The organism is Streptomyces sp. NPDC045021 (genome assembly GCF_056432645.1).
Genome location: NZ_JBWKIQ010000002.1, coordinates 626,914 through 641,911, shown reverse-complemented (window position 1 = coordinate 641,911; position 14,998 = coordinate 626,914). Strand labels below are relative to the sequence as shown.

The window sequence follows — 14,998 nt, the reverse complement described above, 5'->3', positions numbered from 1 at the left end:
CGTGGGGCGCGCCTACGCCACCCCTGAACAGCTCACCGCCTGGACCGGCCAACCCGCCCCCACCGACGCCGTACGGCTGCTCGCCCGCGCGTCGGAAGACATCGACTCGGCACTGCTGACCGCGATCTACCGCGTGGACGACACCGGCGCGCCGATCGAGCCGGACATCGTCGCGGCCCTGGCCGACGCCACGTGCGCGCAGGTCGAGTACCAGCTCGCCGCCGGCGACGACGGCACTGGTGCAGCCGGTCAATGGGACTCCGTCGCCATCGGCCCCGTCTCCATGTCCGGCCGCACCGGGAACACCGCTGGAGCGTCCGGCGTCGAGCTCGCCCCGCGCGCCGATCGGGCACTACGCCGCGCCGGCCTCGACCCCGGGTACGTGATCGCGTGGTGAACCGAGTTCCGGCCGGCCTGCTGCGCCACCGCATCACCGTCGAGCCCTACGCCGGCGAGTCCGCGTACGGACCGCAGTACCGCCACCTCATCCCGGACGTGCCCGCCCTCGTCGACGCCTCCCCGCGACTGGTGCGGGCCCCGGACGGCCGGCAGGTGGTCGCCTCGGCGACCGTCATCGCCGGCCCCACCCTCGACTGCCCGCCCGGCTCGCGCCTGACGCTGCCCGACGGGCGCACCACCACCGCCATCACCGTTGCCCACCACACCGCGCCCGGCCTACCGGTCCCGACCAACACGGAGGTGAGTTGCGAATGAGTCAACGCGCCCGCCTTCGGTGGAACGGTGGCGCGGCAACCGGCGCAATCCGGGCCGGCGCCGCCCGCGGTCTGCTCCTCGCCGGCGAACACGTCCTGCACGCCAGCTGGCAACGGGTACCGATCGACGAGGGGGTGCTCGAACGCTCCGGCGCCGCATCCGTCGACGAACAGGAGATGACGGCCGCCGTCTCCTACGACACCCCCTACGCCGTGCGCGTGCACGAGGACCTCACCGCCCGCCACCTGCCCGGCCGCAGCGCCAAGTACCTGGAAAGCGTGCTGCCCGCGACTGCGGGCGAGGTGCAGGTGCTGATCGCGGCGCAGATCCGCCGCGCGTTTCGTTAGATGGCTTCTCCGGAAATCCACCGCTGCATAAGGATTATGCCCTTTTCGGTCAGTTCTATATAGGTGCAATCGCGATTCTTTCCCGGCTGGAAGTACTTATCTCGCTCGAATTTGATAATTTCATCCTCGAGGAGATTTGACACGAGCCACCACATCTCAGGATATATAACCAGACTGGCAAGAATCGCCGGGCCGAGAATGGGCTTCCCCGATCTTTTGTCCTTCAGTACACCTTCTACTCCAAAAAATTCTATCTTGAACTTCTGCCACTCCTTGGCGAACGCTTTGAGTAGCTGCCGCTCAACTTCCGTATACCTACTATTCAACAGCGACAGATTATCTTTGTATTGCCGCATGGAAGGCCGATCAATTTCTCCTCGATCGAACCGGGTATGACACGTCGGACACAAGGCGATCAAGTTGTCGTAGGTATGTTTCTTAACCTTCGCCCATGGAGTGATGTGCGCTAGTTCGACAGGAACTTGTCTACATGTAGGAATGGCGCATCGATGGCCTGCCTCTACGAGAACTTCTCTCTTGAGTGCTGCTGAAATATCCGGTCGGTCTTGGGCCATGCGCCGAGCCTACGCATCCCCTAGGACACCCATGCCCTACACCGTCGACCTGCTCGACGGTCTCGCGCGCCTGCTCGCTACCGCCGACGTCGGCATCTATCGCCCCGACGGCCCGTACGTCTCGGGCGAGACCGCGATCACTATCGCCACGCTTCCCCCCGCTCCCGACCGCTGCATCTGCCTATCGGCATACCCGGTCATCGACTCCCCGGTACTGACCGACACCACCACCGGAATCCAGGTCCGCACCCGCGCCGGCACCGATCCGCGCGACGTCGACGCGCTCGACGACGCGGTGTTCGACGTGCTGCACGGCGCCGGCCCACTGCTCCTGGGCGCCGTCCGTGTGCAGCTCGTGTTCCGCGTCTCGGCCGCGCCGATCGGTGCGGACTCCGCCGGCCGCATGGAGCGATCCGCCAACTTCTACGCCCGCGCCCACCGCGCGGCCCCACACCTCGAATAGGAGGCGCCTCATGGGCACCCCAACGCCGCCGGTCGAGACCGTGACCGCGCTCGCGCGCCGGTACCGCCTCGAACTCGACACCGGCACCACCCCCGGAACCCCGGCATGGTCCCTCGTTCCGGGCGTCACCGAGTTCACCCCCAAGACCGACCCGACGCAGCAGGACGTGACCACCTACGACGCCGAAGGGTGGTCGGAGTCCGCGGTCACGATGCTTGCGTGGTCGATCGAGACGACCCTCGCGCACCGGGCGCACCCGACCACCGGCGCTTTCAACGCTGCGCAGGAGAAGCTTCGCAAGGCCGCGCGTTCCTTCGGCGCGGCGTCGTTCGTGCACGTGCGGTACTACGACCGCAACGGCGCCGCGGACGCGTACGAGGGCAATGCCCTGGTGACGTGGGAGCCGGACGGCGGCGGCCCGGACGCCGTCGACACCATCAAGGTGACCCTGACCGGGTCCGGCCCGCTTCTGGAGATCACCAACCCGGCCGCCGGCGGCGGCACGTTCGCCCTCGCCGCAAAGAGCCTTAAGCCGGGAGGTGATGCCTGATGGCATTTGAGGCCCTCGACGAGCTGCTCGACGAGACCCTGCACCTCCCGATCGCCGGCAAGCTCTACACGGTGCCGGCGCCGTCCGCCGCGATCGGCCTGCGGACACAGACCCTGATCCACGCCGCCGCGGTCGCGGCCGATGGCGGGCGCGTGGACGAGCAGGTACTCGGCGACGCCGCCGAGCGCGACCTGTACCGCGATGTCCTCGGCCCGGTTCACGACGAGCTGCTCGCCGACGGCGCATCCTGGCCCGCGCTCAAGCACGCCGCGATCACCGCCATGGTGTGGATCGCGCAGGACAAGGCCGCCGCAGAGGCGTTTTGGAATGCGGCCGGCGACCCTTCTCGACTGGCCCCGAACCGAGCAGCTCGCCGCGCGACCCGATCGGGTGCGGCGAACTCGACGAAGTCTCGGGGCTCTACGAGTGGTACGAGTACCCGCCGGGCACCCGCCGCCAAGAAGGCCGCGGCCCGGCGCCAGACCTGAGCTGGAAACGCATCCTCCAGCAGTGGCCCCTCATCGAGGCCGACCTGCACGAGATTTACGGGCTCGACATCGGCGCCCCCGGCATCCTCCACACCCGTTCCTGGCGATGGCTGCGCGTGCGCGTGCTGGGCCTGCTCTCCGCTGAATCCCGCCTCGCCCGCGTGCTCAACCCCCCACCCGCCCAGCCGGCCCCATAGGGCGGCCCGACCGACCGGGGGTGATCCGCGATGGCGCTCCTGGTCGGAGAACTGGCCGCAACGATCAGCGTTGACGACTCCGGCGCCACCGCCGGCGTGCGGCGCGCCGAGCAGAGCATGCAGGCCGGCGGCGACCGCATGGTCGCTTCCGCCGACCGCGCCGGACACCAAGCCGGCGACCAGCTCGGCGCCGGCCTCGCCGACGGAGCCAACGACGGAGCCGACCGGGCCAGTACCGGCATGTCCGGCAAGTTGAAGGGGTTCGCCGCCGCCGCGATCGGCGCCGGCATCGGCATGGCGCTCATGGCCGGCATCAACGAGGCCATGGACCAGGCCAAGATCACCGGTCACCTACAGGCGCAGCTCGGTACGACCGGGCCGGTAGCGGCGAAGTACGGCAAGGTCGCCGGCTCCCTGTACGCCGGCGCCATCGTCGAATCCGTCCAAGACGGCGCCGACATCATCAAGGGCATCGCCCAAAACGGGCTACTCCCACCCGAGGCCACGCAAGCGCAGATCCAGACCCTAGGAAAGCGCGTCGCGGACACCGCCGCGGTGATGGGCGAGGACGTCGGCAAGGTCTCCCGCGCGGTCGGCACGATGCTGAAAACCGGCATCGCCAAGTCCGCCGATGAGGCCATGGACGTACTCGTCCGCGGGTCGCAAAACGGCGTCAACGCCGCCGAGGACCTGCTCGACACCTTCTCGGAGTACCCGACCCAATTCCGCGACCTGGGCCTCGACGCCCAGACCGCTATGGGCCTGATGCAGCAAGGGCTCAAGGGCGGCGCCCGCGACGCTGACACCGTCGCGGACGCGCTTAAAGAGTTCGCCATCAGGTCAAAGGACATGTCGACGACGTCTGTCGACGCGTTCAAGTCCATCGGTCTCAACGGCGGGACGATGGCGAAGGTTTTCACCAAGGGCGGGCCGGCCGCGTCCGCCGCGCTCGGCGATGTCCTTAAGCGGATCAAGGCCATTGAGGACCCGGCCAAGCGGAACGCAACAGCGGTCGCACTGTTCGGCACCAAGGCCGAAGACCTCCAGGCCGCTCTGTTCAAGCTCGACCCCTCGACCGCGGTCAAGGCGTTGGGCGACGTCAAGGGCGCCACCGACGCCGCCGGCAACTCCATGCGCGACAACGCATCCACCAGGATCGAGGTCTTCAAGCGGTCCCTGACGCAAGGGTTCGTGCAGCTCCTCGGCCGGTACGTCATCCCCGGCGTGATCGTCTTCGCGAAGGTACTCGGCACCCTGGGCGGCAAGCTCCGCACCAGCGCCGGCTACGTCGACGAACACCGCCTCGCGTTCTCGATCCTCGCCGGCATGATCACCGCCGTCCTGCTCCCGACGTTGATCGTCCTCGCCGTCCAGGCCGTCACCACGTCCGCGACCGCGGTCGCGGCGTGGGCGGCGCAGTCCGCGGCCGGCACGCTCGCCGCCGGCCGCTTCCTGATCACCAACGCGCTCATGCTCGCCGGCTGGATCTCCCAAGGCGCCGCCGCGGGACTTGCCGCCCTTCGGGTGGTGGCCGCTTGGATGATCATGGGCACGCAGTCACTGATCCAGGCCGGCCGGATGGCCGCCGCGTGGCTGATCTCCATGGGCCCCGTCGGGCTGATCATCGCCCTAGTGATCGGGCTCGTCGCGCTCATCGTGGCGAACTGGGACACCATCGTCTCCGCCACAGTGGCCGCATGGGATTGGGTCTGGGCCAAGGTCAAAGCCGTTGCCGGTTTCCTGCTCGACATCTTCCTGAACTTCACCCTGGTCGGCCTGATCATCAGCCACTGGCAGGCGATCAAAGACGGCACCGTAGCCGCGTGGAACGGGACGCTGGCGTTCGTTAAGGGCATCCCGGGTCGCCTGTACTCGCTCTTCCTGAACTGGACCCTGTACGGGCTGATCATCAGCCACTGGCAGGCCATCAAGGACGGCACGCAGCGCAAGGCCGGCGAAATGCTCGGCTACGTCCGCGGCCTGCCCGGACAGATCAGCGGCTATTTCTCCGGGTTCGGATCGCTCCTGTACGGCAAGGGTCGCGATCTGGTCTACGGGCTGTGGAACGGCATCAAGGGCATGGGTCCGTGGTTGCGCTCGACGCTCATGTCGTGGGCATCCCGCATGATCCCGGGCCCGATCGCCAAGGCGCTCGGGATTCATAGCCCGTCGCGGGTGATGCGGGACGAGATCGGCCGGCACATCCCCGCCGGCCTCGTCGCCGGCATCACCTCCGGACAAGGCGCCGTGGATGACGCCATGGCCAATCTCGTCAGCACCCCCCGCGCCTCGGCCGGCCTCGGCATCACCGCGGGCGCCCCCGGCGCCGGCCCGACTGGCTCGACCGCGGCCGGCCCGGAAATCCGGGTGATCTTCGACGCCCGCGGCAGCGACGACCTCACGCGATGGCTCCGGAAAACCGTCCGTATCGAGGGCCGCGGCAACGTCCAGCTCGCTTTCGGCACCTAGGAAAGGGGGAGCGTTGGCATTCCCCGACCAGCCCCTCGGCGTGGCCGTCGAGATCAACGCCGGCGGAGCGTGGACGGACATCACCGGCGACGTCCGCCTGCGGGACCGCATCATCATCAACCGCGGAAGGGCCGACGAGGCATCACGCGTCGGCCCCTCCCGCTGCGCGTTCACCCTGCTCAACCGCGATGGCCTCTACAGCCCCCGTAACCCGATGTCGCCCCTCTACCAACGGATCGGCCGCAACACTCCGATCCGGGTGTCGGTGCCGGCCGCAGAAACGTACCTGCGCCTTACTGGCGAGGTCGGGGCGCGGATCGCCACTCCGGACGCCGGGCCGCTGGACATCACCGGGGATCTCGACGTGCGTATCGACGTCACCCTCGCCACCTGGCGGCCGGGAGTGCACTCGATTGACCTGATGAGCAAGTACGGGGCGTCAGGCGCCCGATCGTGGCGCCTGACGCTTAACGAGTTCGGCGCCATCAACCTCCAGTGGTCCGCGGACGGCATCGCCACGTTCTACGCCGAGGGGAGCATCGGTCTACCGGTTGCCGCCGACGGGCGCCTCGCGATCCGCGCAACGCTGGACGTCGACACCGGGGCCGGCGGTTGCCTGCTGACCTTCTACAGCGCCCCCACCATCGCCGGCCCCTGGACCGCGGTCGAGGCCGTCCCCCTCGCCTTCACCACGAGCATTTTCAACAGTTCCGCGCCGCTGGAGATCGGCGACATCACCGGAACCGTTGACAGCTACTACGCGATGCCCGTCGGCAAGGTCCACGCCGCGGAGGTCCGGTCCGGCATCAATGGGCCGATCGTCGCCAACCCGGTATTCCGCACCCAGACACCCGGCGCAACCGCGTTCACCGACGGGACCGGCCGGACATGGACCGTCGCGGGAGGGGCGGAGATCACCGCCCGCGACTACCGATTCACCGGCGACGTGAGCGCGTGGCCGTCCCGCTGGGACGTCTCCGGCCGCGCCGTCGAGGTCCCCATCGAGGCCGCCGGCATCCTGCGCCGCCTCGGCCAAGGCGCCTCACCCCTCGACTCCACCCTGCGCCGCCGCATCCCCACCGGAAAGCCGCTGGCGTACTGGGCCATGGAGGACGAGCGCGACGCCATGAGCGCCGCCTCGGCGCTGCCCGGCGGTACCCCGCTGGCTACGGCCGGGTTGCAGTTCGCCACCGACGACACCCTGCCCGGCTCCAAAGCCCTACCGACCGTGGGCCCAGCCGCGTACCTGTCCGCCCTGGTCCCCAAAGGGAGCGCCACCGGCTCCGGTTGGCGGGTCGAAATGCTCTACAACCTCGCCACCGTGCCGGCCGCGTTCGAACCGATCCTGCAAATCCAGACCACCGACACCTCTCCCTACATCTCCGCCGTCATCGGCGCCGGTACCGCTCGCATCCGGGCGTTCGACGCCGCGGGCGCCATCGTGGGCACCACCGACACTCCCTCGACCAACTTCGCCGGCGGATGGCGCCGGTTGCAGATCAAGGCGCGCCAAAACGGCGTCTTCGTCGAGGTGACCATGCAATGGATCGTGGTGGGCGGTACCGAATCTGGGGCCGTGACCACCGGCTACGCCGGCACCGTCGGCAAGGTCCTCAACATCGCCGGCGACTGGAAACTGCTGGCCGGCATGAAGCTCGGGCACCTCGCCGTGTTCGACGCCACCGACAGCGGCGTGTATGACTTCGCCGATACCGGGTTCCTCGGAGACGACGCCACCGCCCGTATCGACCGGCTGTGCGCCGAGGAAGGAATCCCGGTCGTTTTCCCCGGCGGTACCGGCCCGACGACCCCGGTCGGTCCGCAGCGCACCAGCGCCGTCCTGGACCTGCTCGACGAGGCTGCCGACGCAGACCTCGGCATCCTCCACGAACACCGGGCCACGCCAGCCCTCGCATTCCGGCGCTGTGTGTCGCTGTACAACCAGCGTCCGGCGCTCGCCCTGGACTACACCGCCCGTCACGAAGTCGCCCCGCCGCTGGAGCCGGTCGACGACGACCAGACAGTACGGAACGACATCACCCTCAGCCGGCCCGGCGGATCCTCAGCGCGCGCCGTCCTGGACACCGGACCCCTGTCCGTCCTGCCCCCACCGAACGGGGTCGGCCGGTACAACACCAGCGAAAGCGTCTCCGTCCGCTCCGACGATCAACTGTCGGACCTTGCCGCGTGGCGCTTGCATCTGGGGACCTGGGACGAGGCGCGCTATCCCACGGTGCACGTGAACCTCGCCGCCGCCCCGCACCTCATCGGCCAGGCCCTCGCCGTCGACATCGGCGACCGCATCACCATCGCCAACCCCCCGCCCTGGCTGCCCCCGGATCCCATCGACGTCATCGTGCAGGGATACACCGAATCCCTCGGCCTGCTCGACTGGGACCTGCTCTACACCTGCACCCCCGCCGGCCCCTGGAACGTCGCCGTCACCGACACCGACCGCGTCGACACCGACGGAAGCCGCCTGAAAACCGCGGCGAGCGCCGGCGCGGTGACGCTCTCCGTGGAAACCACTACCGGCCAGCCCTGGACCATCAGCGCCGCCGAGACCCCGTGGGACATCCGGATCGGGGGCGAGGTCATGACCGTCACCAAGGTCACCGGGACCACCTCGCCGCAGACGTTCACCGTCGTCCGGGCCGTCAACGGCATCACCAAACCGCATCCGGCCGGCGCCGACGTCCGTCTCGCGCATCCCGCGATCTTCGCCCTGTAAGGGAGTCCCATGCCGTTCACGGTGTGGCAGCCCGGCATGCGCATTACCGCCGGCCTGCTGACCGCCATGCAACCCCCGTTCGCCTACAAGACCGCCGACAAGACCGTGCCCGGCGCCGTCTTGCTGCCCGACAACCACCTCACGCTCGCCGCCGAGGCGAACGCAATCTACGTCCTACAAGGCCACATCCACTACACACAGGCCATGGTCACCGGCGCCGCGAACTCCGGCGTCCGGATCGGGTGGCTGACGACCGCCGGCGCGGTCCTGAACTGGACCAGCCGCGGCGCGGCCAACATCACCAGCGGCACGACGTACGAAACGGTCCTGACCGCCAACGGCGCCGCCCGCGACTTCCCGTCCAACTCCGGCACGGTGATGACGCTCTCGCCGACCGGCACCCTCGCCACCGGCGCCCTCCCGGCCATTCTGACCCTGCAATTCGGGGTCACCAACGCCGCCGGTCTGCCGGCGACCGTCAAGGCCGGTAGCTGGATCAGCATCACCCGCATGCAATAACCCCCCTGCTCCACCCCTCACCCCGCACGCCCCGCCGTCACCGGTCGGGGCCTTTTTCATGTCTGGAGACACCCATGGCAACCCCCATGACCGCCGACAAGTTCGTCGCCGCACTGCGCGCCGAGGGAGTCCACGTCGTCGAGTACGGCAGTTGGCGCACCCACAACCGCGCCGGACACGGCAACTGGGGCCCGATCAACGGCGTCGTGATCCACCACACCGTTTCGAGCGGCACCGACGGGTCGGTGTCGATGTGTTACGACGGATACGCCGGCCTGCCCGGCCCGCTGTGTCACGGCGTCATCGCCAAGGACGGCACGGTGTACCTCGTCGGCAACGGCCGCACCAACCACGCCGGCTCCGGCGACGGCGACGTACTGGCCGCCGTGATCGCCGAGACCAAGCTGCCGGCGCCCAACGAGCAGAACACCGACGGGAACAGCCACTTCTACGGCTTCGAGTGCATCAACCTCGGCAACGGCGCCGACCCGTGGCCGACCGCCCAGCTCGACGCCATCGAGCGCGTGTCCGCCGCGATCTGCCGCACCTACGGATGGACCGCCGGCAGCGTCATCGGGCACAAGGAATGGACCGCGACCAAGAACGACCCGCGCGGATTCTCCATGGACACCATGCGCCAGCGGATCGACGCCCGCCTCGGCACCAAGCCCGGCACCCCGCCGCCGGCCCCGACGTACGAGCGATTCCCGGGTGACGAGTTCTTCAAGAGCTACCCGCGCTCGCCGATCATCACCGCCATGGGCCGCCGGCTCGTCGCCGCCGGCTGCTCCGCCTACACCAGCGGGCCCGGCGCCCAGTGGACCGAGGCCGACCGCCGCAGCTACGCGAAGTGGCAGCGCCACCTCGGCTACACCGGCAACGCCGCCGACGGCTGGCCCGGCCGCACCTCCTGGGACGCCCTCAAGGTCCCCCACACCAGCTAACCCACCCCAACCGAAGGAACCCACATGTCCGACGCATCCCGCCGCACCGCCCGCACCATCGTGCAGACCGTCCTCGGCATCGCCGCAGGACTCCCCCTCATCATCGACGCCGCCGGCATCCCGCAGACCGCGGCCGGCGTCGCCCTCGCCCTGGCCGTCGCCGGCGGCATAACCCGCGTGATGGCCCTGCCGGTCGTCGAGAACCTGCTGCCGGCGTGGCTGCGCGCCTCCCCGAGCCCCGACGACGAGCTGTTCGCCCTCGACCGCAAGGCCGGGCGCAGCGAGTGACCGATCCCGATCCGACCGCCGTCGCCCTGGAGCTTGAGCGGCTGCGCGGCGCGGTCGAGGTCGGATTCGCCCGCACCGACGGATCGCTCGCACTCCTCGTCCAGCGGTCCGACCAGACCGAGAAGAAGCTCGACGACCACGACCGCCGCCTCGACACCCTCGAACGCTCCCGCTGGCCCCTCGCCAGCATCGCCGCCGTCCTCGGCATCGCCGGCCTCATCCTCTCCGCATGGCAACTCGCCGCCCGCTGAACCACCACGCCCCCGCACACCGGCTCTAAGCCGCTGTGCGGGGGCGTCATCCGTCGTTAGACGACCAGAGTCGCCGCCGTTGAGCTCAAACGGTAGGGAACTCGCCTGCCTGAACACCTGCGATGAACGACGACCACGCTTCGGCCCTGAAGATGAGCGCGGGTCCGTGAGGGTCCTTCGAGTCACGGACGGGGACACCGGTCGGGAAGCGGTCCGCGACTTCAACGCAACTTCCCTGATCGCCGCCGCTGTAGGTGGACTTCCGCCAGCCGTTCAGCGTGGATGCCGTGGGGATGATGTGCTCAGTTGTCATCGTGCGTAGTCCTCCGCTGTCGCCCTCAGGAGGGCAAGTGACTCTTTCCGTGGCAACGCTTCGCCTAGCGCAAGATCGTAGGCGCCTTGGAAACGTTCCACTAGGTCCGGTGAGTCGTGCACCTTCCCTGTGTGCAGACCTTCAACGTAGGCGATCGGCGGTTGATCCTCGAACCACATAAGAGTCAGCATGCTTTGCGACAGGGGGTGCGCTCCTGCGCCGAACGGGATCACGTGGACACGGATACGGTCTGCGTCCACTAGCTCCACCAGGTGGGTGAGTTGCTCCGCCATCACCGCGGGCGGACCTACGGGCCGGCGCAACACTGCCTCGTCGATCAGTGCCCACACGACCGGTGTAACCGGATCAGCCAGGATGTGTGACCGCTCAAGGCGTGTGACAACGGCCTTGTCACGCTCCTCCCGGCTCAGTGGCGGGTACGGCGTGGAACGTAATACTTCATGGGCGTACGCCTCGGTTTGCAGGATGCCGGGTACGTACGAGAGAGCGAACTCTCGAATCACCGTTGCCTGTTGTTCGAGCTGACGGGCTGCTTCGAAGTGGTCTGCGACTGGGTTGCCGTCCCCCGTCGGCAGGAAGCTCTCCAGCACGTTTCCCGTGTTCAGAGCCCTGTCTAGCTGCTTCGCGTCGGCTTTCGATGGCACCCGACGCCCGGCCTCGATGTGCGCGATGTGCGTACGGGTCATCGTTGCCGCTTCGGCGAGGCCCTGCTGCGTCAGCTTGGCGTTCTCTCGCTGTTCCTTGAGCCACTTCCCATAAGCCATGGCCATAGCTCAACCGTCCTTTGTGCCCTATGAGTTGTCACCCACTGTCCCCTGTTGCGTACCGCGATGCGGGTCAACCCTGAATTACAACCGGTCAGTACCCGCTCACAGAGCGAGCAAGCGAACGAGGGTTCAGGAAGGCACCTCATGACGACGTACCGAGAGGGCGCGTATGTAGTGGACGCGATGACGGCCGAGCTGGCGATGGTGGTCGGACCGTCGGGGGCACTGGTCGTGTTGGAGAGGCCCGGCACAGACCGGCGGTGGGAAGCAGACCCGGAGGTTCTAAGGCTGGCGACACGCGCTGAACGCGAGCAAGCCGGCCTCCCTGCCAACGGCATGGGGGCTGCGGAATGAGACCTCAACCGCAAACCACGTGTTCCGGCCCGGTGCATCTGCCTCCGCCCGCAGTCCCGCCGCAGCCCGTGCCTGGCTGCGCCGTATGTGACGCCCTGAGCGTCGAGCGCCGCGCTGCACGGGACCTCACGCAAGTGACAGACGTCAACGTGATCATGACCCGGCACAAGGCGGCGCAGCACTGATGCGATTAGCAACGTTGGCCGGACCGCCCGCACCGCCCCCGTCCGAGGATGACAAGTGGCGGCGGGGCCGTTGCTGGCTTTGGTGCGGGCGCGCCGATACGCGCGTCGCGTGGATAGGGCCGGCGACGACGCTCGGCAGTCTGTCCGCGGATATGTACGCCTGCGAATTCTGTCTGATGGTGCTCCATGACCAGATCTGGGATGAAGTCATGGCCGCGGATCGGGGGGCACAAAAGAACGGCGCCGCAGTCTCCGACGTGCGGGTACCGGATCAGCTCCTCCAGCCCGGGACCGGCCGCCACCGCAGACAAGCCCCACGAGCCGAGGAGTCAGCGTGCATGATCTGATCGTTAGCCCCTTCCTGGACGATTACTTAGTGGTGCGGCCCGGACACTCGTCCGGGATCAAAGTTCCGCTCACGCGGTATCTGGAACTGAAGCAAGCTTTCGACAAGTGCCTCGATTCCCCTGCCTGGCTGATCGAAGCCGCACGCCGCGCCTGGAGTTTGGACCTCACCAGCTTCTCGGCAGACGAAACCCTTCTCGTCCGCAACCCATCGCCCTACGGCTACGCCCGCGCGTCATACGAGATCAACAAGGGTTGCGACTACGACTGTCCGCACTGCTACCTCGGGCAGAAGAAGTTCGAGGGGCTGTCCTGGGAGCACAAGGCCAAACTGCTGGAGATCATGCGCGATGCCGGCGTGCTCTGGCTCCAGATCACCGGCGGCGAGCCACTGATCGACCGGCTGTTCCCCATGGTCTACACCCGTGCCTACGCGCTCGGAATGATGATCGCGATCTCCTCGAACGGCTCGCAGCTCTCCAAGCCTCCGATCTTGGACCTACTCACCAAGCATCGGCCCTACCGGATCACCCTCAGCGTCTATGGTGCCAGCGCGCCGACGTACGACGGCTTCACCCGCAACCGTGGAGCGTTCGACCGCTTCACTCGCGGGTTAGCTGCGGCTCGCGAGGCCGAGCTACCGGTGAAGCTGAACCTGATCATCGCGGAGGACAACGCGCACGAGGCCACCGAGATGCGCGCCCTTGCCGAGCGATACGGCTTCCCGCACCAGACGTACACGAACATGTCGCCGACCATCGACGGAAGCGGCGAACCCCTACCTACGCAGGCTGAGGACTTCCTGCGCCAGCGGAAGCCGTTCAGCGGCTGCAACGCCGGCCACACGTTCTTTCACGCCGACCCGTTCGGCGTCGCTTCGATCTGCAAGGTAGGCCGAGACCCCAGCGTCCGCCTCATCGACGAAGGCGTCGAAGGACTGCGCCGACTCGGCGGCATCGCCGATTCCCTCATGCTTCGCACCGGTGGTTGCTCCGGCTGTTCGCTGTCCGGCACCTGCTGGACATGCCGACCGCTGGCCAAGCTCTACCAGGAGGCGAAGGCACCAAAGCGCACCTACTGCCAACACACAGAAAGGTAGACCCCATGGCACCCACCGCCACCCAACCCGTACCGGTCACCATCACCCCGCGACCGATCGCCGAGGACGAGGTCGAATACGTCGGCGACCTCGACACCCTTGTCGAGACCGTCATGTGCTCATGCAGCGCCGGCGACGACAACCCGTACTAGACCGCGCCGCGTCCTCGGGACCGCCTCGGCCCGCGTAGGGTCGGGGCGGTCCGTCATTCCATCCCCGGGAACCGTTATGCCTGTGATCCGCATCCACTGGGACGATCTACCACCCGCCGCCCGCGACGCCGTCGAGCAGCAGGCCGGCCCCGTCCTGCGCGCCGAGACAGCCTCAGCAGGCGTGAACTCCGGCATCGCTGCCACAGTGCATACCGCTGATGCGTCCCTGTTCCTCAAAGGGGTGCCCGCCGACCACCCGCAGGTGCGCACCCAGCAGCGCGAGGCCGAGATCAATGGGCACCTGCCGCGGGCGTCCCCCCGCCTGCTGTGGCACGTACAAGCGGCCGGCTGGGACCTGATCGGGTATGAGCGGATCATCGGCCGCCACGCCGACTACTCCCCCGACTCTCCCGACCTACCCCGCGTCGTTCAAGCCTTGGCCGAGCTACAGCAGACCCCGTGCCCTGACGTCCCTCTCAAGCGCGCCGAGCAGCGATGGGGCGGCGTCGACCAGCTCGCGGGCGACACCCTTCTGCACACTGACCTCGCCCCGCACAACGTCCTGATCACCGACCGCGCGCACTTGATCGACTGGGCATGGCCCACCCGCGGCGCGGCGTGGATCGACCCCGCGGTGCTCGTCCTGCGGCTCATGGAGGCGGGTCACACTGCCGCCGCCGCCGACTCATTGGCTCACCAGCTCCCATCATGGGCGAAGGCGCCCCACGAGGGCGTAGCAGCCTTCTCAGCCGCAAATACGCAAGTCTGGGAAGAGATCGCGCGGAACGACCCGCAGGCATGGAAGCTCGACATGGCGCGGCTTTCTCGCGAATGGGCCGGCTACTGGGCAGCCAGCGCCTGACCCTGGCAAGATGCTGCATTCAGCATGCGCTCAGCCGCCGTCGCCAATGTCACGGCGCGCGCGAACCGCAAGCCACGCAACCGGGGAGAGGTCGCAGACGCGCAGCGCGCCTGCTTCGTCAGGCGCGAGATTGATCCACTCCTTGACCGAGAGTGAGCCGAGCTGAGCCGCCACGTCATCGCCTAGTTCTTCCGCTAGCTCGGCGACAGTGGGCTGCGTGCCAGCGTCGACTAGCTCCGCAAGGCGGAAGGCTAGGGCCTCTTCCTCGGCGCTGATGTTGTAGTCCACGTTTCCCATCGTCGAACCAGTCGCGATCTTGCGCACCAGGTGCGATCCGTCGCCCCCACCTTCCCACATCCAACAG

At 68.1% G+C, this 14,998-nt stretch carries 19 protein-coding genes; 15 read left to right on the top strand and 4 right to left on the bottom strand.

The features are described 5' to 3' along the window. The first annotated feature begins 1 nt into the window (after window position 1). The 3 genes from AC07DC_RS10045 to AC07DC_RS10035 are packed head-to-tail and all read left to right on the top strand — an operon-like array spanning window position 2 to window position 1,061. The gene (locus tag AC07DC_RS10045) at window positions 2-397 is read left to right on the top strand and encodes a hypothetical protein (protein ID WP_478913619.1); all 396 of its coding nucleotides are present in this window, start codon (window positions 2-4) and stop codon (window positions 395-397) included. Then, window positions 394-714 (top strand): hypothetical protein, encoded by a 321-nt coding sequence (locus AC07DC_RS10040; protein WP_478913618.1) that lies wholly within the window; start codon window positions 394-396, stop codon window positions 712-714. Before AC07DC_RS10045 ends, AC07DC_RS10040 begins: the two co-directional genes overlap by 4 nt. Further along, window positions 711-1,061 carry a hypothetical protein gene (locus AC07DC_RS10035; protein WP_478913616.1) on the top strand — a complete coding sequence of 117 codons (351 nt, stop codon included), beginning with the start codon at window positions 711-713 and terminating at the stop codon, window positions 1,059-1,061. Before AC07DC_RS10040 ends, AC07DC_RS10035 begins: the two co-directional genes overlap by 4 nt. Here the strand turns inward: AC07DC_RS10035 and AC07DC_RS10030 are convergent. Then, a complete protein-coding gene (locus tag AC07DC_RS10030) occupies window positions 1,058-1,636 on the bottom strand; it encodes an HNH endonuclease (protein WP_478913614.1) in 579 nt (192 codons plus the stop codon). The two genes, AC07DC_RS10035 and AC07DC_RS10030, sit on opposite strands and share 4 nt — an antisense overlap. Window positions 1,637-1,667: 31 nt before the next feature. Between AC07DC_RS10030 and AC07DC_RS10025 the strand changes: the two genes are divergently transcribed. The 9 genes from AC07DC_RS10025 to AC07DC_RS09985 all read left to right on the top strand — a co-directional run bounded on the left by AC07DC_RS10025 (window position 1,668) and on the right by AC07DC_RS09985 (window position 10,536). Then, complete coding sequence (locus AC07DC_RS10025) at window positions 1,668-2,099, top strand: minor capsid protein (protein WP_478913612.1); 432 nt, start codon at window positions 1,668-1,670, stop codon at window positions 2,097-2,099. Window positions 2,100-2,109: 10 nt separating this feature from the next. Further along, the gene (locus AC07DC_RS10020; protein WP_478913610.1) at window positions 2,110-2,649 is read left to right on the top strand and encodes a phage tail tube protein; all 540 of its coding nucleotides are present in this window, start codon (window positions 2,110-2,112) and stop codon (window positions 2,647-2,649) included. Next, window positions 2,649-3,137 carry a DUF7426 family protein gene (locus AC07DC_RS10015; RefSeq protein ID WP_478913609.1) on the top strand — a complete coding sequence of 163 codons (489 nt, stop codon included), beginning with the start codon at window positions 2,649-2,651 and terminating at the stop codon, window positions 3,135-3,137. Before AC07DC_RS10020 ends, AC07DC_RS10015 begins: the two co-directional genes overlap by 1 nt. Window positions 3,138-3,364: 227 nt before the next feature. Further along, window positions 3,365-5,803, top strand: coding sequence for a phage tail tape measure protein (locus tag AC07DC_RS10010; protein ID WP_478913608.1), 2,439 nt, complete (start codon window positions 3,365-3,367; stop codon window positions 5,801-5,803). Window positions 5,804-5,816: 13 nt separating this feature from the next. Then, window positions 5,817-8,534 carry a hypothetical protein gene (locus AC07DC_RS10005; RefSeq protein WP_478913607.1) on the top strand — a complete coding sequence of 906 codons (2,718 nt, stop codon included), beginning with the start codon at window positions 5,817-5,819 and terminating at the stop codon, window positions 8,532-8,534. Window positions 8,535-8,543: 9 nt separating this feature from the next. Continuing rightward, window positions 8,544-9,053, top strand: coding sequence for a hypothetical protein (locus tag AC07DC_RS10000; RefSeq protein WP_478913606.1), 510 nt, complete (start codon window positions 8,544-8,546; stop codon window positions 9,051-9,053). Between the two features lie 74 nt (window positions 9,054-9,127). Then, window positions 9,128-9,997, top strand: a complete 870-nt coding sequence (locus AC07DC_RS09995) for a peptidoglycan-binding protein (protein ID WP_478913604.1) — start codon at window positions 9,128-9,130, stop codon at window positions 9,995-9,997. A 24-nt stretch (window positions 9,998-10,021) separates the two neighbouring features. After that, entirely contained in the window at window positions 10,022-10,285 is a 264-nt protein-coding gene (locus tag AC07DC_RS09990; protein WP_478913603.1) for a hypothetical protein, read from the top strand. After that, complete coding sequence (locus tag AC07DC_RS09985; RefSeq protein ID WP_478913601.1) at window positions 10,282-10,536, top strand: hypothetical protein; 255 nt, start codon at window positions 10,282-10,284, stop codon at window positions 10,534-10,536. Before AC07DC_RS09990 ends, AC07DC_RS09985 begins: the two co-directional genes overlap by 4 nt. 85 nt (window positions 10,537-10,621) lie before the next feature. Here AC07DC_RS09985 and AC07DC_RS09980 read toward each other — a convergent pair whose 3' ends face one another. Then, complete coding sequence (locus AC07DC_RS09980) at window positions 10,622-10,849, bottom strand: DUF397 domain-containing protein (protein ID WP_478913599.1); 228 nt, start codon at window positions 10,847-10,849, stop codon at window positions 10,622-10,624. Next, window positions 10,846-11,640: a helix-turn-helix domain-containing protein gene (locus AC07DC_RS09975; protein WP_478913597.1), complete on the bottom strand. Its 795-nt coding sequence runs from the start codon at window positions 11,638-11,640 to the stop codon at window positions 10,846-10,848. The genes AC07DC_RS09980 and AC07DC_RS09975 overlap by 4 nt, the downstream gene beginning before the upstream one ends. Before the next feature lie 870 nt (window positions 11,641-12,510). Between AC07DC_RS09975 and AC07DC_RS09970 the strand changes: the two genes are divergently transcribed. The 3 genes from AC07DC_RS09970 (at window position 12,511) to AC07DC_RS09960 (ending at window position 14,634) form a co-directional block, all read left to right on the top strand. Further along, a complete protein-coding gene (locus AC07DC_RS09970; RefSeq protein ID WP_478913595.1) occupies window positions 12,511-13,620 on the top strand; it encodes a radical SAM protein in 1,110 nt (369 codons plus the stop codon). A 5-nt stretch (window positions 13,621-13,625) separates the two neighbouring features. Continuing rightward, a complete protein-coding gene (locus tag AC07DC_RS09965; RefSeq protein ID WP_478913593.1) occupies window positions 13,626-13,772 on the top strand; it encodes a hypothetical protein in 147 nt (48 codons plus the stop codon). 76 nt (window positions 13,773-13,848) lie between these two features. Beyond that, window positions 13,849-14,634, top strand: a complete 786-nt coding sequence (locus tag AC07DC_RS09960; protein ID WP_478913591.1) for an aminoglycoside phosphotransferase — start codon at window positions 13,849-13,851, stop codon at window positions 14,632-14,634. Window positions 14,635-14,664: 30 nt separating this feature from the next. Here the strand turns inward: AC07DC_RS09960 and AC07DC_RS09955 are convergent, their stop codons facing one another. Then, window positions 14,665-14,958 (bottom strand): hypothetical protein, encoded by a 294-nt coding sequence (locus tag AC07DC_RS09955; protein ID WP_478913589.1) that lies wholly within the window; start codon window positions 14,956-14,958, stop codon window positions 14,665-14,667. Window positions 14,959-14,998: the final 40 nt, after the last annotated feature.

What these genes read in the sequence shown, in the direction of transcription:
- AC07DC_RS09965 (WP_478913593.1), top strand. Translation starts at nt 13,626, where the DNA reads ATGGCACCCACCGCCACCCAACCCGTACCGGTCACCATCACCCCGCGA.
- AC07DC_RS10015 (WP_478913609.1), top strand. Translation starts at nt 2,649, where the DNA reads ATGGCATTTGAGGCCCTCGACGAGCTGCTCGACGAGACCCTGCACCTC.
- AC07DC_RS10020 (WP_478913610.1), top strand. Translation starts at nt 2,110, where the DNA reads ATGGGCACCCCAACGCCGCCGGTCGAGACCGTGACCGCGCTCGCGCGC.
- AC07DC_RS09980 (WP_478913599.1), bottom strand. Translation starts at nt 10,849, where the DNA reads ATGACAACTGAGCACATCATCCCCACGGCATCCACGCTGAACGGCTGG.
- AC07DC_RS09975 (WP_478913597.1), bottom strand. Translation starts at nt 11,640, where the DNA reads ATGGCCATGGCTTATGGGAAGTGGCTCAAGGAACAGCGAGAGAACGCC.
- AC07DC_RS10000 (WP_478913606.1), top strand. Translation starts at nt 8,544, where the DNA reads ATGCCGTTCACGGTGTGGCAGCCCGGCATGCGCATTACCGCCGGCCTG.
- AC07DC_RS10035 (WP_478913616.1), top strand. Translation starts at nt 711, where the DNA reads ATGAGTCAACGCGCCCGCCTTCGGTGGAACGGTGGCGCGGCAACCGGC.
- AC07DC_RS10025 (WP_478913612.1), top strand. Translation starts at nt 1,668, where the DNA reads ATGCCCTACACCGTCGACCTGCTCGACGGTCTCGCGCGCCTGCTCGCT.
- AC07DC_RS10010 (WP_478913608.1), top strand. Translation starts at nt 3,365, where the DNA reads ATGGCGCTCCTGGTCGGAGAACTGGCCGCAACGATCAGCGTTGACGAC.
- AC07DC_RS09995 (WP_478913604.1), top strand. Translation starts at nt 9,128, where the DNA reads ATGGCAACCCCCATGACCGCCGACAAGTTCGTCGCCGCACTGCGCGCC.
- AC07DC_RS10030 (WP_478913614.1), bottom strand. Translation starts at nt 1,636, where the DNA reads ATGGCCCAAGACCGACCGGATATTTCAGCAGCACTCAAGAGAGAAGTT.
- AC07DC_RS09990 (WP_478913603.1), top strand. Translation starts at nt 10,022, where the DNA reads ATGTCCGACGCATCCCGCCGCACCGCCCGCACCATCGTGCAGACCGTC.
- AC07DC_RS09960 (WP_478913591.1), top strand. Translation starts at nt 13,849, where the DNA reads ATGCCTGTGATCCGCATCCACTGGGACGATCTACCACCCGCCGCCCGC.